Consider the following 17,958-nt stretch of genomic DNA (forward strand, 5'->3'; position numbering starts at 1 on the left):
AGGTTTGTCATGCAGCACTGGAAACGCACCACCGAAATTGCCAACCGCCTGTTCGACCAAGGCGAACTGGTCGATGCCCGCGAGCTGTACCTGCAGGCCCTGGCATTGGCCCAGGTGTTGTTCGAGCGCTGGCATGACGCCGATGAAGCGGTGGCCGTGTGTGTGATTGCTCACCACAACCTGGCCGACCTGCACTTGCGCCTGAACCAGCCGCAGGAGAGCGCAGAGTACTTGTGCGCCGTCCATCAGCGGCTGCTACAGGCCATGCAGGACCCGCGCCTGGCGCCGGCGCTGCGTGAAGCAGCGCTGCGCCACAGCAGTAAAACCTATACCGAGCTACTGAATTTCATCAGCGAGTACGGACAGTACCCGCGCACCGAACGACTGCTGCATAGCCATGGCCCGCAACCGGCGTTGCTTGCCGGCCAGGAAAGCGCCGGGTCTCCTGCTCTTCACTACGGAATCCATTGAAATGTCTCACACCTTGCCTGCATTGCCTTACGCCTACGATGCACTGGAACCGCACATCGACACGCAGACCATGCAGATTCACCACAGCAAGCACCACCAGACGTATATCAACAACCTCAACGCCGCCGTAGAGGGTACCGAATGGGCCGAGTGGCCAGTCGAGCAACTGGTCGCGGCCGTCAAGCAGCTACCGTCAAACCTGCAGGCGGCGGTGATCAACCAGGGCGGCGGCCATGCCAACCACTCGTTGTTCTGGACGATCATGTCGCCCAAGGGCGGCGGTTTGCCTCAGGGCACTGTGGCCAAGGCTATTGATGAGCAATTGGGCGGCTTCGAGGCGTTCAAGGAAGCTTTCACCAAGGCGGCGCTGACCCGTTTCGGGAGTGGTTGGGCCTGGCTCAGTGTGACGCCGGATAAAAAGCTGGTGGTCGAAAGCAGTGGCAACCAGGACAGCCCTTTGATGAACGGCAACACACCGATCCTCGGCCTGGATGTATGGGAGCATGCTTATTACCTGCTTTACCAGAACCGCCGCCCTGAATACATCAGCGCTTTCTACAACGTGATCGACTGGTCCGAAGTAGAGCGTCGATACCTCGCCGCCCTCGTGTGAGTTGATCCGGTATGCGCTCGGATGTGATGTCCATTGGCAGTGTGCGCCTGTTTCGCCTGGCGCTGGGCACCCTGTTGCTGCTGGTCGGCTGCGCGCTGTTGATCGTGCAGGGCTTCGCCTGGCTCGACCTTGAGCCGCGGATGCTGCGTGCACTTGAAGGGGGCGCCTTGTGTGCGCTCGGCACGGCGCTGGGGGCTGTACCGGTGCTGGTGATCCGCACTATGCCGGTGGCCCTGGCCGATGCCTTGCTGGGCTTTGGTGCCGGGGTCATGCTCGCAGCCACTGCTTTTTCCCTGATCATTCCCGGCCTGGACGCCGCGCAGACGATCGGGTTGGGCAAGTGGGGCGCTGGCGGGCTGATAAGCTTTGGACTGCTTTTGGGTGCATTCTGCCTCTACCTGGTCGACCTCAAAGTCTCTGGCGCTTCGCCGGAGGCGTTGGTGGGCAGCGCGCAGCAGCCGGTGATCGCCGCACGGATCTGGGTGTTCGTCATTGCCATCATCGCTCACAACATTCCAGAAGGCATGGCAATTGGAGTCTCGGCGGGGGGTGGAATGCCAGACGCCGATAGCCTGGCCATGGGCATCGCGCTTCAGGATGTACCTGAAGGCCTGGTCATTGCGCTGGTACTGGCAGGGGCGGGTATGGCGCGGTTCAAGGCTTTCGCCATTGGTGCGGCATCGGGGCTGGTCGAGCCGGTGGCTGCGGTGATTTGTGCCTGGCTGGTGACGGTGGCGGAATTGCTGTTACCGCTGGGGCTGGCCTGCGCGGCCGGGGCGATGTTGCTGGTCGTGACCCAGGAAATCATCCCGGAATCTCGCAGCAATGGCCATCATCGTCTGGCCAGCCTGGGGCTGTGCCTCGGCTTCTGTCTGATGATGGTCATGGACACGGCGCTGTCTTGAGCGGTGGGTGAGGGCGGTTACTCGCCCTCGTCAAAGTAGTTGTTGATCAGTTCGACCAGTGCATCCAGTGCTGCATCCTCGTCTTCGCCCTCGGTGTGCAGGTGCACCTGGGTGCCTTTCCCGGCGGCGAGCATCATCACCGCCATGATGCTCTTGCCGTCAATCATCCGGTCGGGTGCGCGACCGACGCGTACGGAACAAGGGAAGCGTCCGGCGACGCCGACAAACTTTGCCGCAGCCCGGGCGTGCAGCCCCAGCTTGTTGATGATGGTGATTTCACGAGCGGGCATCGCGGCGTTGGTCCTGTGGGCTAGAGGTCGCGGTGGCGAACCTGAACATTCTTCAAGGATTGCTGCAGCAACTGGCCCAGGCGCTCGGTGAGATAAACCGAGCGGTGGTGTCCACCGGTACAGCCAATGGCAATGGTGACATAAGCGCGGTTGCTGGCGGCGAAGCGTGGCAACCATTTGAGCAGGTAGCTGGAGATGTCCTGGAACATTTCCTCTACATCGGGCTGGGATGCCAGGTAGTCGATTACCGGTTGTTCCAGGCCGGAATGTTCGCGCAGCTCTGGCTTCCAGTACGGATTGGGCAGGCAGCGCACGTCGAACACCAGGTCGGCATCCACGGGCATGCCGCGCTTGAAGCCGAAGGACTCGACCAGAAACGCAGTACCCGGCTCAGGCTGGTTGAGCAGGCGCAACTTGATGGAATCACGTAACTGATACAGGTTCAGGTTGGTGGTGTCGATCTTCAGGTCGGCGAGGTCGGCAATCGGGCCAAGCAGTTCGGTTTCAACCTTGATGGCCTCGGCCAGCGAGCGCTCGGCGTTGGTCAGCGGGTGGCGTCGACGGGTTTCCGAGAAGCGCTTGAGCAGCGTGTCTTCATCGGCATCCAGGTACAAGACATCGCACTGGATGTGCCGGTTGCGGGCATCTTCAAGCAGTTCGGGGAATCGGGTCAGATGGCTGGGCAGGTTGCGGGCGTCAATCGATACAGCCACTTTGGGCTGCATCAGCTCGGTATTGATCAGGGCGTTTTCGGCCAGTTGCGGAAGCAGCCCGGCCGGCAGGTTATCGATGCAGTAGTAGCCATTGTCCTCGAGGACCGCGAGTGCGGTGCTCTTGCCGGATCCGGACCGGCCACTGACGATAATCAGGCGCATGTTCAGGACTCTTTTTGTACGTCCAGTACGACCTGGTACAAGGCTTCACTGCTACTGGCGGCGCGTAGCCGGTCACGCACGTCCTTACGGTCGAGCATGCTGGCAATCTGGCGCAACAACTCAAGATGCGCATCGGTAGCCGCTTCGGGAACCAGCAGGACAAACAGCAAATCGACCGGAGCGCCATCAATGGCGTCATAGTCGATCGGTGCATCCAGGTGTATCAGGGCGCTGATGGGGGAAGCGCAGCCTTTCAGGCGGCAATGTGGAATGGCAATGCCATTCCCGAATCCGGTCGACCCGAGTTTCTCCCGGGCAAACAGGCTTTCAAAAACCTCTTGCATCTCCAGGTCCGGAACTTCCCGGTCAATCAGCGTGGCGATTTCCTGGAGTACGCGCTTTTTACTGCCTCCCGGCACGTTCACGAGGGAACGGCCGGGGGTCAGGATGGATTCAAGTTGGATCATGGATGAGGGGATCAGCGGGCCGCTGCACCTTGCAGGAGGCTTTGCTGTTTTTCCTTGTGTTTTTTCAGTTGGCGGTCGAGCTTGTCGGTCAAGGCATCGATCGCTGCATACATGTCGGTGTGTTCGGCATTTGCAACCACTTCGCCGCCGGGAATAAACAGCGTCGCTTCAATTTTCTGCTGCAGTTTCTCGACCTTCATGATCACCGTTACGTTGGTAATCTTGTCGAAGTGCCCTTCCAGCCGTTTCAGTTTCGTTTCTACGTACTCGCGCAGCGGCTGGGTGACTTCTACATGCTGTCCACTGATATTGACTTGCATACAGCTTCTCCTTTGTTGCCCGTGCATAAGAGGCAGGTGTTGCGCCTGCCACTGAACTGCTGTGGCTATCTCAGGGGCTACATCAGTCGCTTGCGTTCACTCGACGGTGCAATGCCGAGCGACTCGCGGTACTTGGCGACGGTGCGACGGGCTACCTGGATGCCTTGTGCCTCCAGTAAACCAGCGATCTTGCTGTCACTCAATGGCTTTTTCTGATTTTCCGCTGCAACCAGTTTTTTGATGATCGCGCGTATCGCCGTAGACGAGCATTCACCGCCTTCGGAGGTGCTTACGTGGCTGGAGAAAAAATACTTCAGCTCGTAAATGCCTCGCGGCGTGTGCATGTATTTCTGCGTCGTTACCCGTGAAATGGTCGACTCGTGCATACCCACCGCCTCGGCGATATCGTGCAGCACCAGGGGCTTCATCGCTTCGTCGCCGTGGTCGAGGAAACCGCGCTGGTGTTCGACGATCTGGGTAGCGACCTTCATCAGGGTTTCGTTGCGGCTCTGCAGGCTCTTGATGAACCAGCGGGCTTCCTGCAACTGATTGCGCATGAAGGTGTTGTCGGCGCTGGTGTCGGCGCGGCGGACGAAGCCTGCGTATTGCGGATTGACGCGCAGACGCGGTACGGCCTCCTGATTCAGCTCGACCAGCCAGCGTTCGTTGTCCTTGCGCACGATCACGTCGGGGACCACGTATTCGGCTTCGCTGGACTCGATCTGCGAACCCGGGCGCGGGTTGAGGCTCTGTACCAGTTCGATGACCTGACGCAGCTCGTCTTCCTTGAGCTTCATCCGGCGCATCAGCTGGCTGTAGTCGCGGCTGCCGAGCAGGTCGATGTAATCACGTACCAGGCGCTGTGCTTCGGCCATCCACGGCGTGCTGGCAGGCAGCTGGCGCAGTTGCAGGAGCAGGCACTCGCTGAGGTTGCGGGCGCCAATGCCGGCCGGCTCAAACTGCTGGATGCGATGCAGCACCGCTTCGATTTCGTCGAGCTCGATGTCGAGCTCCGGGTCGAAGGATTCGCAAATCTCTTCGAGGGATTCGTCCAGATAGCCCTGATTGTTGATGCAGTCGATCAGGGTGACGGCAATCAGGCGGTCTGTGTCGGACATCGGCGCCAGGTTCAATTGCCAGAGCAGGTGGCTTTGCAGGCTTTCGCCAGCAGAGGTACGGGTGGTGAAGTCCCACTCGTCATCGTCGTTGCTGGGCAGGCTGCTGGCACTGGTCTGGTAAATGTCTTCCCAGGCAGTGTCGACCGGCAGCTCGTTGGGGATGCGCTCGTTCCACTCGCCTTCGTCCAGGCTGTCCACTGTCGGGGTGGATTCCTGAAAGCTGGTGTCCTGGGTTTCAGCGACAGGCTTGCTTTCGGCGTTGTCCGCCATCGGGTCACTGTTGTCGAAGTCGTCGCCGTCTTCCTGGCGTTCGAGCATCGGGTTCGATTCCAGCGCTTCCTGGATTTCCTGCTGGAGGTCCAGGGTCGATAGCTGAAGCAAACGGATGGCCTGTTGCAACTGCGGTGTCATCGTCAGTTGCTGGCCCATTCTTAGGACGAGCGATGGTTTCATGGCAGGGGCTTAACACCTTATTCGCCGGCGCACATGCGCCATCCACTACAAGGGCACCGAAGCGCCAACTTTAAGCAAATTATATGCCTGAAATTGGAGCGTTTGCCTAGGGTGCTGTAACAATTAAGCCGGATTTCACCGGATCAGCAGCCCTCGGCAAGCGCTGTGTCGCCTCGAACTTACAAGCGGAACTCGTGGCCCAGGTACACTTCTTTAACCAGGTCATTGGCCAGGATGGTCTCTGCATCGCCTTCGGCAATCAGTTGGCCATCGTTGACGATGTAAGCGGTTTCGCAGATATCCAGGGTCTCACGGACGTTGTGGTCGGTGATCAGGACGCCGATGCCCTTGGCCTTGAGGTGGTGGATGATCTGCTTGATGTCACCGACCGAGATCGGGTCGACACCGGCAAAAGGTTCGTCGAGCAGGATGAACTTTGGCGCAGTTGCCAGGGCGCGGGCGATCTCGACACGACGACGCTCGCCGCCGGAGAGGCTCATGCCGAGGTTGTCGCGAATGTGGCTGATGTGGAACTCCTGCAGCAGGCTTTCCAGCTCCTTTTTGCGCCCGGCGCTGTCGAGTTCCTTGCGGGTCTCGAGGATCGCCATGATGTTGTCGGCTACCGACAGCTTGCGGAAGATCGACGCTTCCTGCGGCAGGTAGCCGATACCGGCGCGGGCACGGCCGTGCATCGGCTGGTGGCTGACATCCAGGTCGTCGATCAGTACACGGCCCTGATCGGCCTGCACCAGGCCGACGATCATGTAGAAGCAGGTGGTCTTGCCGGCGCCGTTAGGGCCGAGCAGGCCGACGATCTGGCCGCTGTCGATCGACAGGCTGACGTCGCGTACCACTTGTCGGCTCTTGTAGCTCTTGGCCAGGTGCTGGGCTTTGAGGGTCGCCATTTACTCGGCCTTCTTCTTCGGCTGGATCACCATGTCGATACGTGGGCGAGGTGTGGATACCTGGCCGCCGCTTCGACCGGCAGTCGCAACCTGAGTCTGGGTGTTGTAGACGATTTTTTCGCCTTCAGTGGTGTTGCCGTCGCTGGTTTCCACTTTGGCGTTATCGGTCAGGACCACGAGGTCGCGTTGCGACTGGTACTGGATCTGCTTGCCGTAGCCTTTCATCTTGTCAGGCTTGTCGGCACTTTGCTGCTGTTCGAAATAGGCCAGGTTGCCCACCGAGGTCACAACGTCAATGTCGCCATTGGCGGCACGGGTGATGGTCACGGTGTTGCCTTTGATCATCATCGACCCTTGGGTGATGATGACGTCGCCGGTGTAAGTGGCAACGCCTTTCTTGTCATCCAGATGGGCCTGGTCAGCCTGGATACGGATAGGCTGATCGCGGTCATTCGGCAGGGCCCAGGCGCTCGCGCTTCCCAGTGCTGCGCTCAGGCTGAGCAAAAAGGGGAGGGTTTTAACGAGCCTCATACTGTCCTCTTACGTTAGAAAGCAGGTCCATCCTGCCTTCTTTCAAATACGCTTTCATTCCATTGCCCGTAGATACGCCACCGGCGCCGTCGATTCTAACGGCTTGCTCGGTTTGCGCATATTGCTTCTGCGGGAATACCGTCATGCGGCTGGTGGTAATGATCATGGTGCGGTTTTTTTCATCGGTACGGGCTACCCGTACCGAATCAATCAGTTCGACTTCGCTGCCGTCGGGGTTGACCTCGCCCTTTTCACTTTGCACGTGCCAAGGGTAGGTGGTACCGCGGTACATCTGCAGGTCCGGTTTGGTCAGCAGGGTGACTTCGCTGGCCATCAGGTGTTCGACCTTGTCGGCGGTCATCTCGTACTGCATCTTGCCATCAGGCATGAACTGCACGCTGTGCGCGTTGGTGGCGTAGTAGTCGATGGCGGTGTCATCGACGCGGGCAACCGGCTTGTCGAGAAAAGTCTCGGGGCTGATGTTCCAGTAGCCGACCGCTACCAGCAAGGCAGCAATCACACTGAACAGCGCAGCGGTGCGAATTTTTTTACTGAACATGTGGCGCTCTACAGGTAATGGGCGTTGGCCGCGTCCAGGTTGCCCTGGGCTTGCAGGATCAGCTCGCAGAACTCGCGTGCTGCCCCTTCACCGCCGCGGGCGAGGGTGACCCCGTGAGCGTGCTCGCGGACAAAGGCGGCGGCATTGGCAACTGCCATGCCCAGGCCTACCCGGCGGATCACGGGCAGGTCTGGCAGGTCGTCGCCCAGATAGGCGACCTGTTCATAGCTTAGGTTGAGCTGGCCAAGAAGCTCGTCCAGGACCACCAATTTATCTTCGCGGCCCTGGTAAAGGTGTGGAATCCCCAGGTTTTTGGCGCGTCGTTCAACCACCGGGGTCTTGCGGCCACTGATAATGGCGGTGGTCACACCCGAGTTCATGAGCATCTTGATGCCCTGGCCGTCGAGCGTGTTGAAAGTCTTGAATTCGCTGCCGTCTTCAAGGAAATACAGACGGCCATCGGTCAGTACGCCGTCAACGTCAAATACGGCAAGCTTGATGGCTTTGCCGCGCTGGAGCAGGTCCTGGCTCATTTACATCACTCCTGCACGCAACAGGTCGTGCATGTTCAACGCACCTACCGGCCGCTCGTCCTTGTCGATCACCACCAGGGCGCTGATCTTGTGGTCTTCCATGATCTTCAGGGCTTCGGCCGCGAGCATGTCGGCGCGGGCGGTCTTGCCGTGAACGGTCATGACGTTTTCGATCAGGGTCGTGTGCACATCGATGTTGCGATCCAGGCTACGACGCAAGTCGCCGTCGGTGAAGATGCCGGCCAACCGTCCGTCGGCTTCCAGAATGACAGTCATCCCCAGACCTTTGCGAGACATTTCAAGGAGTGCGTCCTTGAGCAAGGTACCACGTTGTACCTGCGGCAGTTCTTCGCCAGCGTGCATGACGTTCTCGACCTTCAACAGCAGGCGACGGCCCAGGGCGCCACCCGGGTGGGAGAAGGCGAAGTCTTCAGCGGTAAAGCCACGCGCCTCGAGCAGGGCTATCGCCAGGGCATCGCCCAGGACCAGCGCGGCTGTCGTCGAGGACGTTGGTGCCAGGTTCAACGGGCAGGCCTCTTGCGCCACGCGGGCATCAAGGTTGACCTCGGCCGCTTTGGCCAACGGCGAATCCGGGTTGCCGGTCAGGCTGATCAGCTGGATGCCCAGGCGTTTGATCAGTGGCAACAGGGTGACGATCTCGGCGGTCGAACCGGAGTTGGACAGGGCCAGGATGACATCGTCACGGGTGATCATGCCCATGTCGCCGTGGCTGGCTTCGGCCGGGTGAACGAAAAATGCCGGGGTGCCGGTGCTGGCCAGTGTTGCTGCAATCTTGTTGCCGATGTGCCCCGACTTGCCCATGCCGACCACGACCACGCGGCCTTTGCTGGCCAGGATCAGCTCGCATGCCTTGACGAAATCGGCGTCGATGTGGGCTAACAAACCCTCAACCGCCTCGATTTCGAAACGGATGGTGCGTTGAGCGGATTGGATCAGGTCGCTGGATTGGCTCATATCGAAAATCGGAATGCCTGATGAAAAGGCGGCGATTATAGCGGTAATGCGCAAATCCCTCACCTTGTGATTGTCATACAGTCGCCGTGCAAGCTTAACCCTGCCTGAACAAGCACAGCGGCGGCCTTGGGGCGCGGCTATCAGCGATGCTATAGTTCGCCGCCTGTTCGGCCCGCTTAGGGCGTGCGTGCCTCCATGAAGGGGGCGCGCGTCTGAGTGAGAAGGCTGCATCGCAAGGAGTCTAGATGAGCGTTGATAACGCCTACGCGGTCGAGTTGAAGGGAGTCTCCTTCAAGCGCGGTTCGCGCAGCATCTTCAATAATGTCGATATACGCATTCCCCGCGGCAAGGTCACTGGCATCATGGGACCTTCCGGGTGCGGCAAGACCACACTGTTGCGTCTGATGGGGGCACAGTTGCGCCCGAGCAGCGGCGAAGTCTGGGTTGCCGGGCAGAATCTGCCGACGCTGTCGCGCAGCGATCTGTTCGATGCGCGCAAGCAAATGGGCGTGCTGTTCCAGAGCGGCGCACTGTTCACCGATCTCGATGTGTTCGAGAACGTGGCGTTCCCGCTGCGGGTGCATACCCAGCTGTCAGAAGAAATGATCCGCGACATCGTCCTGATGAAACTGCAGGCCGTTGGCTTGCGCGGTGCCATCGAGTTGATGCCCGACGAGCTGTCCGGCGGCATGAAGCGTCGGGTTGCCCTGGCGCGGGCGATCGCCCTGGATCCGCAGATTCTGATGTACGATGAACCGTTCGTCGGTCAGGACCCCATTGCCATGGGGGTTCTGGTGCGTCTGATCCGCCTGCTCAACGATGCCTTGGGGATCACCAGCATCGTGGTCTCTCACGACCTCGCCGAAACGGCCAGTATTGCCGACTACATCTACGTGGTCGGCGATGGTCAGGTGCTTGGCCAGGGCACGCCGGACGAGTTGATGGGCTCTGATAACCCGCGCATTCGTCAGTTCATGAAAGGCGACCCGGACGGACCGGTGCCCTTTCACTTTCCTGCGCCGGATTACCGCGCCGATCTTCTGGGGAAGCGTTGATGCGCAGAAAATCCTTGCTCGAACGTATTCGTCGCTTTGGCCGATCGGCCATTGACGTACTGGCCGTGCTCGGCCGGTCTTTTCTGTTTCTGATGCATTCGCTGGTCGGTCGTAGCGGTACCGGTGGCGGTTTTCAATTGCTGGTCAGGCAGCTTTACTCGGTGGGCGTACTGTCGCTGGCAATCATTGTCGTATCGGGCGTGTTCATCGGCATGGTGCTGGCCCTGCAGGGGTTCAGCATCCTGACCAAGTACGGCTCGGAACAGGCGGTGGGGCAGATGGTTGCCCTGACGCTGTTGCGTGAGCTGGGGCCGGTGGTCACCGCGTTGCTGTTCGCCGGGCGTGCAGGTTCGGCGTTGACCGCTGAAATCGGCAACATGAAGTCCACCGAGCAGCTTTCCAGCCTCGAAATGATTGGTGTCGATCCGCTCAAGTACATCGTTGCCCCGCGTCTGTGGGCCGGCTTCATCTCGCTGCCGTTGCTGGCGCTGATCTTCAGCGTTGTCGGCATCTGGGGTGGATCCTGGGTGGCGGTGGACTGGCTGGGCGTCTATGAAGGTTCTTTCTGGGCGAACATGCAGAACAGCGTGTCGTTCACCGATGACGTCCTCAACGGCGTGATCAAGAGCCTGGTATTTGCCTTTGTCGTGACGTGGATTGCCGTATTCCAAGGCTATGACTGTGAGCCCACCTCAGAGGGGATCAGTCGTGCCACTACCAAGACCGTGGTCTATGCCTCGTTGGCAGTCCTGGGTCTGGATTTTATTCTGACCGCCTTGATGTTTGGAGATTTCTGATGCAAAACCGCACCCTGGAAATCGGTGTCGGCCTGTTTCTTCTGGCCGGGATCCTGGCGCTGATCCTGCTGGCCCTGCGTGTCAGCGGCCTGTCGGCAAGCCCGAGCAGCGATACCTATAAAGTTTACGCGTACTTCGACAATATCGCCGGTTTGACTGTCAGAGCTAAGGTGACCATGGCCGGGGTAACCATCGGCAAGGTCACGGCCATCGATCTGGATCGTGATACCTACACCGGTCGGGTGACGCTGCAACTGGAAAAAAGCGTAGATAACCTGCCTACCGACTCCACTGCATCTATCCTCACCGCTGGGTTGCTCGGCGAGAAGTACATCGGTATCAGCGTGGGCGGAGACGATGGGGTACTCAAGGATGGTGCAACCATCCATGACACCCAGTCCGCGCTGGTGCTGGAAGATCTGATTGGCAAGTTCCTGCTTAATACCGTTGGCAAAGAAGCTAAATAAGGAGTTTCCATGATTTCAATCCTGCGACGCGGCCTGTTGGTGCTGCTGGCGGCGCTGCCGTTGATGGCGGGCGCAGCTGCCCAGTCCCCCAAAGAAGTTATTCAGGGGACCACCAACCAGTTGCTGGCCGACCTGAAGGCCAACAAAGAGCAGTACAAGACCAACCCGAGTGCGTTTTATGACGCCTTGAATGCCAACCTGGGGCCTGTCGTCGATGCTGACGGCATTTCCCGAAGCATCATGACCGTCAAGTATTCGCGCAATGCCACACCTGACCAGATGCAGCGCTTCCAGGAGAACTTCAAGCGCAGCCTGATGCAGTTCTATGGCAATGCCCTGCTTGAGTACAACAACCAGGGCATTACCGTCGGCGCAGAGAAAAAGGACGGCAGCGACCGTGCCAGCGTCGACATGACAGTCAAGGGCAACAACGGCGCCATTTACCCGGTGCAGTACACCATGACCAAGATCAACGACCAGTGGAAGGTGCGTAACGTCATCGTCAACGGTATCAACATCGGCAAACTGTTCCGTGACCAGTTCGCCGATGCCATGAACCGCAACGGCAACGACCTCGACAAGACCATCAATGGTTGGGCCGGTGAAGTGGCCAAGGCCAAGGAAACTGCTGAGCAGCAAGCGCAATGACCGGCAGCGCCGTGACCATGAGCGAGCCAGGTGTACTGAGCCTGGCCGGGGTGCTGGACTACCGCAGCGGGCCTGCCTTGCGCAAGGAAGGCAAGGCCTTGATCAGCGCCAGCAAGGCGACCGCCCTGGTGCTCGATTGCTCCAGCGTGGAGAAGTCCAGCAGCGTAGGTTTGTCGCTGTTGCTGGCCTTCATTCGCGATGGCAAGGCCGCCGGCAAGGCGGTCGAGGTTCGCGCCATGCCTCAGGACATGCGCGAAATTGCCGAGGTCTACGACCTTGAAGAGGTGCTGGCGGGGCAGTGACCGCCAGTCAAAAACGAGCCCCTCTGTCAGAGTCCTCGTTTACGGGGTTCGCAGGCGAGGGGCTTTTTTGTATCATGGCCGACCCGCGCGCACTGGGCGCCGATTGAGGTTGAGCATGCAGGCCGTAGAAGTTAAGAACTTCCTTGAAGAAAAGTTGCCGGGAACCCGGGTCGAAGTTGAAGGCGAAGGCTGCAACTTCCAGTTGAACGTGATCAGCGACGAATTGGCGGCCCTGAGCCCGGTCAAGCGTCAGCAGCAGATCTATGCTCACCTTAATCCGTGGATCACCGATGGCAGCATCCATGCGGTAACCATGAAATTTTTCAGCAGCGCAGCCTGGGCTGAGCGCAACTGAGCCTAAATTGGCGGCGAGACACAAATGGACAAACTGATAATTACTGGCGGCGCTCGTCTTGATGGCGAAATCCGCATTTCCGGTGCCAAGAACGCGGCGCTGCCGATTCTGGCCGCGACCCTGCTGTGTGATGGTCCGGTAACGGTCGGCAACCTGCCGCACTTGCACGACATCACCACCATGATCGAGCTGTTCGGCCGCATGGGCATCGAGCCTGTGATCGACGAAAAGCTGGCGGTGGAAATCGATCCGCGCACGATCAAGACCCTGGTCGCACCGTACGAGCTGGTGAAGACCATGCGTGCCTCGATCCTGGTACTGGGCCCGATGGTTGCCCGCTTTGGCGAGGCCGAAGTGGCACTGCCTGGCGGTTGCGCCATTGGTTCGCGTCCGGTCGACCTGCACATCCGTGGCCTGGAAGCCATGGGTGCGAAGATCGAGGTCGAGGGTGGCTACATCAAGGCCAAAGCGCCTGAAGGCGGCCTGCGCGGCGCGCACTTCTTCTTCGACACCGTCAGCGTGACCGGTACCGAGAACATCATGATGGCCGCTGCCCTGGCCAAGGGCCGCAGCGTGCTGCAGAACGCCGCGCGTGAGCCGGAAGTGGTCGACCTGGCCAACTTCCTGATCGCCATGGGTGCCAAGATCCAGGGCGCCGGTACCGACACCATCACCATCGACGGTGTCGAGCGTCTGGGTTCCGCGACCTATCGCGTCATGCCTGACCGAATCGAAACCGGTACTTACCTGGTTGCCGCCGCCGTTACCGGTGGCCGCGTCAAGGTCAAGGACACCGATCCGACCATCCTTGAAGCCGTGCTTGAAAAGCTCAAGGAAGCGGGCGCCGAAGTCACCACCGGTGAAGACTGGATCGAGCTGGACATGCACGGCAAGCGGCCAAAAGCCGTAAACCTGCGTACCGCACCGTACCCGGCATTCCCGACCGACATGCAGGCGCAGTTCATCTCGCTCAACGCCATTGCCGAAGGCACCGGTGCAGTGATCGAGACGATCTTCGAAAACCGTTTCATGCACGTGTACGAAATGCACCGCATGGGCGCGCAGATCCAGGTGGAAGGCAACACCGCCATTGTCACCGGTACCAAGACCCTCAAGGGTGCTCCGGTAATGGCCACCGACCTGCGGGCTTCGGCCAGCCTGGTACTGTCGGCGCTGGTTGCCGAAGGCGATACCCTGATCGATCGCATCTACCACATCGACCGTGGTTACGAGTGCATTGAGGAAAAACTGCAGATGCTGGGCGCGAAGATCCGTCGCGTGCCGGGCTAGTCTGTGATCGGCGCAGGGACGCGCCAGCCAATTGCTGCACCGAATTGAATGCGGTCGGGCCATATCGGGCCCGACCGGCTGTAGCCGCATAAGGACCGACGTTTCCCATGTTGACCATCGCGCTATCCAAAGGTCGGATTCTCGACGATACCCTGCCATTGCTGGCGGAAGCCGGTATCGTGCCGACCGAGAACCCGGACAAGAGCCGCAAGCTGATCATCCCTACGACGCAGGACGATGTGCGCCTGCTGATCGTGCGCGCAACCGACGTGCCGACCTATGTCGAGCATGGCGCTGCCGACCTGGGTGTGGCCGGCAAGGACGTGCTGATGGAGTACGGCGGCCAGGGGATGTATGAACCGCTGGACCTGCAGATCGCCCAGTGCAAGCTGATGACTGCCGGTGCCGTTGGTGCTGTTGAACCCAAGGGGCGCCTGCGCGTTGCGACCAAGTTCGTCAATGTTGCCAAGCGTTATTACGCCGAGCAGGGCCGTCAGGTCGATATCATCAAGCTGTACGGCTCGATGGAGCTGGCGCCGTTGATCGGCCTGGCAGACAAGATCATCGATGTTGTCGACACCGGTAATACCCTGCGTGCAAACGGCCTGGAACCCCAGGAACTGATTGCCACCATCAGCTCCCGGCTGGTGGTCAACAAGGCTTCGATGAAGATGCAGCATGCCCGCATCCAGAGCCTGATCGACACCCTGCGCCAGGCTGTCGAATCGCGACACCGCGGCTGACTTCTGCGCGCGACCTTCGCTGTCGCGCCCGTCTATCCGCGTCATAGCCAATTTTCTCGGGTGCCCGCGCGGATGGACTGGTAGCTTAGGGCGCCTGAGCATTCGCCATTTATTGAGGCCCTCGCTATGACCACGTCCACTGCAATTGCCCGACTCAATGCCGCTGACCCGGATTTCGCCCGACATCTGGATCATCTGTTGAGCTGGGAAAGTGTGTCTGACGACGCGGTCAACCAACGCGTACTCGACATCATCAAGGCGGTGCGCGAGCGCGGCGATGCTGCGCTGGTGGAGTTCACCCAGCGTTTTGACGGTGTTGAAGCCACGTCGATCAATGACCTGATTCTCGGCCGTGAGCGCCTGGAGCTAGCGCTGACCCGCATCACTGCGGCCCAGCGTGAAGCCCTCGAAAAGGCCGCCGACCGCGTGCGTAGCTACCACGAGCGGCAAAAGCAGGACTCCTGGAGCTACACCGAAGCCGATGGCACCGTGCTGGGCCAGAAAGTCACTCCGCTGGACCGCGCCGGCCTGTATGTACCGGGCGGTAAGGCGTCGTACCCATCGTCAGTACTGATGAATGCGATTCCGGCCAAGGTTGCCGGCGTCGGTGAGGTAGTGATGGTTGTGCCTACCCCGCGGGGTGAGGTCAACGAACTGGTACTGGCCGCGGCCTGCATCGCAGGCGTCGACCGGGTGTTCACCATCGGTGGTGCCCAGGCGGTCGCAGCACTGGCGTATGGCACCGAAAGCGTACCGCAGGTAGACAAAGTGGTCGGTCCTGGCAACATTTACGTTGCCACTGCCAAACGCCATGTGTTCGGCCAGGTCGGCATCGACATGATTGCCGGTCCTTCGGAAATCCTTGTGGTCTGTGACGGTCAGACCGATCCGGACTGGATCGCCATGGACCTGTTCTCCCAGGCCGAGCACGATGAAGATGCCCAGTCGATTCTGGTCAGCCCCGATGCGGCGTTCCTCGACAAAGTCGCTGCCAGCATCGACAAGCTGCTGCCGACCATGGAACGCGCCGAAATCATCAAGACCTCGATCAATGGTCGCGGTGCGTTGATCCAGGTGCGTGACATGGAGCAGGCCATGGAAGTGGCCAACCGCATTGCCCCTGAGCACCTGGAGCTGTCGGTAGCCGACCCGCAGGCCTGGTTGCCGCATATCCGTCACGCCGGTGCGATCTTCATGGGGCGTCACACCAGTGAAGCCCTGGGCGACTACTGTGCAGGCCCTAACCACGTACTGCCTACCTCGGGCACCGCGCGTTTCTCGTCGCCACTGGGGGTCTATGACTTCCAGAAGCGCTCCTCGATCATCTTCTGCTCGGAGCAGGGCGCGTCCGAACTTGGCCACACCGCTTCGGTCCTGGCCCGTGGCGAATCGCTGACTGCCCACGCCCGCAGTGCTGAATACCGCATCCTTGCCGACAAAAAGGGGAACTGAACATGAGTAAATTCTGGAGCCCCTTCGTCAAGGACCTGGTGCCTTACGTGCCGGGTGAACAGCCGAAGCTGGCCAAGCTGGTCAAGCTCAACACCAACGAGAACCCTTATGGCCCGTCGCCCAAGGCGCTGGAGGCCATGCGCGGCGAACTCAACGACAACCTGCGTCTGTACCCGGACCCCAACAGTGACCTGCTCAAGCAGGCCGTTGCCGATTACTACGGGGTCAAGGGTAACCAGGTGTTCCTGGGCAATGGCTCGGACGAAGTGCTCGCGCACATTTTCCACGGCTTGTTCCAGCACAATGCCCCGCTGCTGTTTCCGGATATCAGCTACAGCTTCTACCCGGTGTACTGCGGCCTGTACGGCATCCCATACGAGACAGTGGCGCTCGACGAGCACTTTCAGATCCGTGTCGAAGACTATGCCAAGGCCAATGGCGGGATCATTTTCCCAAACCCCAATGCGCCGACCGGCTGTCTGCTGGCGCTGGAGGCCATTGAGCAGTTGCTCAAGGCCAACCCGGACTCGGTGGTGGTGGTCGACGAAGCCTACATCGACTTCGGCGGGCAGACCGCGATCGCTCTGGTCGACCGTTACGACAATCTGCTGGTCACCCAGACCCTGTCCAAGTCCCGTTCGCTGGCGGGCTTGCGCGTAGGCCTGGCGGTCGGCCACCCCGACCTGATCGAAGCGCTGGAGCGGATCAAAAACAGCTTCAACTCCTATCCGCTGGATCGCATGGCGATTGTCGGTGCGGCTGCTGCGTTCGAGGACCGTACCTACTTCGACGAGACCTGCCGCAAGGTCATCGATAGCCGTGAGCAGCTGGTCGAAGTCCTCAGCGCTCGTGGTTTTGAAGTGCTGCCTTCGGCAGCAAACTTCATTTTCGCCCGTCATCCGCAACAGGATGCCGGCGAGCTGGCGGCCAAACTGCGTGAGCAAGGAGTGATCGTGCGTCACTTCAAGCAAGCGCGCATCGCCCAGTTCTTGCGTATCACCATCGGCACCGCAGAGCAGAACCAGGCATTGCTTGATGCCTTGAACTGATTTCGCGTCGCCCTGATCGCCGGCAAGCCGGCTCCTGCAGGTTTTGTAGGAGTCGGCTTGCCGGCGATTGCTTTTAATGGGAATTGCGCCATACTTTCGCTTCTTCAAATTCGTCCGATGATTGGATGTAATCAAGCATGACACTGCTAATCAAACGATCGCTGGTCGAGCAAGCCGTGGATCAACTGCGTGAACGCGTCGCCAGCGGTGCCTGGCTGGTGGGCCAGCGCTTGCCGACAGAGCCCGAGCTGGCCGCCGAACTGGGCATCAGTCGCAACACCGTGCGTGAAGCGATGCGGGTGCTTGCGTTCAGCGGTCTGGTCGAAGTGCGTCAGGGCGATGGCAGCTACCTGCGTACCGCGGTCGACCCGTTGCAGGCCATCAAGGCGCTGTCTGGCTGTACCCTGGAGCAGGCACGGGAAACCCGCCATCTGCTCGAAGCGGAAGCGATCGGCCTGGCCGCACTGCGCCGTACCGAAGCGGACCTGCAAGGCTTGCGGGACGCGCTGGCGCACAGCAGTGCGCACTTTCACGACGATCTGCAGCGCTATGTCAGCTGCGACCTGGTCTTTCACCAGCGCCTGGTAGATGCCGCGCACAACCCGGCCTTGAGCGAGTTGTATCGCTATTTTTCCGGTGTGGTTGCTACCACGGTGCACCACAACCTCACCCAGGCGCCACGCTGCCAGTCGGTTTTTGACCTGCATGGGCAGATTCTCGACGCCATTGAACAACGCGATCCGGACACGGCCAAAGCCTTGAGTCGGGCGCTGATCGAATCCTGA

General features: G+C 60.0%; 24 protein-coding genes. 14 read left to right on the forward strand and 10 right to left on the reverse strand.

The genetic code is table 11. From position 1 onward, the window contains the following. Positions 1–9 precede the first annotated feature (9 nt). The 3 genes from I5S59_RS21745 to I5S59_RS21755 are packed head-to-tail and all read left to right on the forward strand — an operon-like array spanning position 10 to position 1,989. Positions 10–471 (forward strand): hypothetical protein, encoded by a 462-nt coding sequence (locus I5S59_RS21745; RefSeq protein ID WP_197878420.1) that lies wholly within the window; start codon positions 10–12, stop codon positions 469–471. Between the two features lies 1 nt (position 472). Next, a complete protein-coding gene (locus I5S59_RS21750) occupies positions 473–1,084 on the forward strand; it encodes a superoxide dismutase (protein ID WP_197878421.1) in 612 nt (203 codons plus the stop codon). 11 nt (positions 1,085–1,095) lie between these two features. Next, positions 1,096–1,989: a ZIP family metal transporter gene (locus I5S59_RS21755; protein WP_197878422.1), complete on the forward strand. Its 894-nt coding sequence runs from the start codon at positions 1,096–1,098 to the stop codon at positions 1,987–1,989. 17 nt (positions 1,990–2,006) lie between these two features. On the opposite strand, the gene I5S59_RS21760 is transcribed toward I5S59_RS21755, so the two are convergent. The 10 genes from I5S59_RS21760 to I5S59_RS21805 form a co-directional block, all read right to left on the reverse strand. After that, positions 2,007–2,279 carry an HPr family phosphocarrier protein gene (locus I5S59_RS21760; RefSeq protein WP_197878423.1) on the reverse strand — a complete coding sequence of 91 codons (273 nt, stop codon included), beginning with the start codon at positions 2,277–2,279 and terminating at the stop codon, positions 2,007–2,009. 20 nt (positions 2,280–2,299) lie between these two features. After that, a complete protein-coding gene (gene rapZ, locus I5S59_RS21765) occupies positions 2,300–3,154 on the reverse strand; it encodes an RNase adapter RapZ (RefSeq protein WP_197878424.1) in 855 nt (284 codons plus the stop codon). Between the two features lie 2 nt (positions 3,155–3,156). Next, complete coding sequence (gene ptsN, locus I5S59_RS21770; RefSeq protein WP_197878425.1) at positions 3,157–3,621, reverse strand: PTS IIA-like nitrogen regulatory protein PtsN; 465 nt, start codon at positions 3,619–3,621, stop codon at positions 3,157–3,159. An 11-nt stretch (positions 3,622–3,632) separates the two neighbouring features. Continuing rightward, positions 3,633–3,941, reverse strand: coding sequence for a ribosome hibernation-promoting factor, HPF/YfiA family (gene hpf / locus I5S59_RS21775; RefSeq protein ID WP_197878426.1), 309 nt, complete (start codon positions 3,939–3,941; stop codon positions 3,633–3,635). 77 nt (positions 3,942–4,018) lie between these two features. Next, the gene (locus tag I5S59_RS21780) at positions 4,019–5,512 is read right to left on the reverse strand and encodes an RNA polymerase factor sigma-54 (RefSeq protein WP_197878427.1); all 1,494 of its coding nucleotides are present in this window, start codon (positions 5,510–5,512) and stop codon (positions 4,019–4,021) included. A gap of 179 nt (positions 5,513–5,691) precedes the next feature. Beyond that, the gene (lptB, locus tag I5S59_RS21785) at positions 5,692–6,417 is read right to left on the reverse strand and encodes an LPS export ABC transporter ATP-binding protein (protein WP_128322585.1); all 726 of its coding nucleotides are present in this window, start codon (positions 6,415–6,417) and stop codon (positions 5,692–5,694) included. Then, positions 6,418–6,948: a lipopolysaccharide transport periplasmic protein LptA gene (gene lptA, locus I5S59_RS21790; protein ID WP_128322584.1), complete on the reverse strand. Its 531-nt coding sequence runs from the start codon at positions 6,946–6,948 to the stop codon at positions 6,418–6,420. It lies immediately after the preceding gene. Then, the gene (lptC, locus tag I5S59_RS21795; RefSeq protein WP_197878428.1) at positions 6,935–7,507 is read right to left on the reverse strand and encodes an LPS export ABC transporter periplasmic protein LptC; all 573 of its coding nucleotides are present in this window, start codon (positions 7,505–7,507) and stop codon (positions 6,935–6,937) included. The genes lptA and lptC overlap by 14 nt, the downstream gene beginning before the upstream one ends. Before the next feature lie 8 nt (positions 7,508–7,515). After that, a complete protein-coding gene (locus I5S59_RS21800) occupies positions 7,516–8,040 on the reverse strand; it encodes a KdsC family phosphatase (protein ID WP_128322582.1) in 525 nt (174 codons plus the stop codon). Then, positions 8,041–9,015, reverse strand: coding sequence for a KpsF/GutQ family sugar-phosphate isomerase (locus tag I5S59_RS21805; RefSeq protein WP_197878429.1), 975 nt, complete (start codon positions 9,013–9,015; stop codon positions 8,041–8,043). It lies immediately after the preceding gene. A gap of 245 nt (positions 9,016–9,260) precedes the next feature. Here I5S59_RS21805 and I5S59_RS21810 point away from each other — a divergent pair, with 245 nt between their 5' ends. The 11 genes from I5S59_RS21810 to I5S59_RS21860 all read left to right on the forward strand — a co-directional run bounded on the left by I5S59_RS21810 (position 9,261) and on the right by I5S59_RS21860 (position 17,958). Beyond that, positions 9,261–10,070 carry an ATP-binding cassette domain-containing protein gene (locus I5S59_RS21810; protein WP_197878430.1) on the forward strand — a complete coding sequence of 270 codons (810 nt, stop codon included), beginning with the start codon at positions 9,261–9,263 and terminating at the stop codon, positions 10,068–10,070. After that, positions 10,070–10,867, forward strand: a complete 798-nt coding sequence (gene mlaE, locus I5S59_RS21815; protein ID WP_128322579.1) for a lipid asymmetry maintenance ABC transporter permease subunit MlaE — start codon at positions 10,070–10,072, stop codon at positions 10,865–10,867. Before I5S59_RS21810 ends, mlaE begins: the two co-directional genes overlap by 1 nt. Then, positions 10,867–11,334, forward strand: a complete 468-nt coding sequence (gene mlaD, locus I5S59_RS21820; RefSeq protein WP_197878431.1) for an outer membrane lipid asymmetry maintenance protein MlaD — start codon at positions 10,867–10,869, stop codon at positions 11,332–11,334. Before mlaE ends, mlaD begins: the two co-directional genes overlap by 1 nt. Positions 11,335–11,343: 9 nt before the next feature. After that, complete coding sequence (locus tag I5S59_RS21825) at positions 11,344–11,982, forward strand: MlaC/ttg2D family ABC transporter substrate-binding protein (protein ID WP_197878432.1); 639 nt, start codon at positions 11,344–11,346, stop codon at positions 11,980–11,982. Further along, positions 11,979–12,284, forward strand: coding sequence for an STAS domain-containing protein (locus I5S59_RS21830; RefSeq protein WP_197878433.1), 306 nt, complete (start codon positions 11,979–11,981; stop codon positions 12,282–12,284). The genes I5S59_RS21825 and I5S59_RS21830 overlap by 4 nt, the downstream gene beginning before the upstream one ends. A 115-nt stretch (positions 12,285–12,399) precedes the next feature. Next, positions 12,400–12,639: a BolA family protein gene (locus I5S59_RS21835; RefSeq protein WP_028942843.1), complete on the forward strand. Its 240-nt coding sequence runs from the start codon at positions 12,400–12,402 to the stop codon at positions 12,637–12,639. A gap of 24 nt (positions 12,640–12,663) precedes the next feature. Then, the gene (gene murA / locus I5S59_RS21840) at positions 12,664–13,929 is read left to right on the forward strand and encodes a UDP-N-acetylglucosamine 1-carboxyvinyltransferase (RefSeq protein ID WP_197878434.1); all 1,266 of its coding nucleotides are present in this window, start codon (positions 12,664–12,666) and stop codon (positions 13,927–13,929) included. A 107-nt stretch (positions 13,930–14,036) separates the two neighbouring features. Beyond that, entirely contained in the window at positions 14,037–14,672 is a 636-nt protein-coding gene (gene hisG, locus I5S59_RS21845; protein WP_128322574.1) for an ATP phosphoribosyltransferase, read from the forward strand. Positions 14,673–14,798: 126 nt separating this feature from the next. Further along, positions 14,799–16,124 (forward strand): histidinol dehydrogenase, encoded by a 1,326-nt coding sequence (gene hisD, locus I5S59_RS21850; protein ID WP_197878435.1) that lies wholly within the window; start codon positions 14,799–14,801, stop codon positions 16,122–16,124. A 2-nt stretch (positions 16,125–16,126) separates the two neighbouring features. Then, positions 16,127–17,173, forward strand: coding sequence for a histidinol-phosphate transaminase (gene hisC, locus I5S59_RS21855; protein ID WP_197878436.1), 1,047 nt, complete (start codon positions 16,127–16,129; stop codon positions 17,171–17,173). A 137-nt stretch (positions 17,174–17,310) separates the two neighbouring features. Continuing rightward, positions 17,311–17,958, forward strand: coding sequence for a FadR/GntR family transcriptional regulator (locus tag I5S59_RS21860; protein ID WP_197878437.1), 648 nt, complete (start codon positions 17,311–17,313; stop codon positions 17,956–17,958).

Source organism: Pseudomonas alkylphenolica (assembly GCF_016009175.1).
Taxonomy (GTDB): domain Bacteria; phylum Pseudomonadota; class Gammaproteobacteria; order Pseudomonadales; family Pseudomonadaceae; genus Aquipseudomonas; species Aquipseudomonas alkylphenolica_B.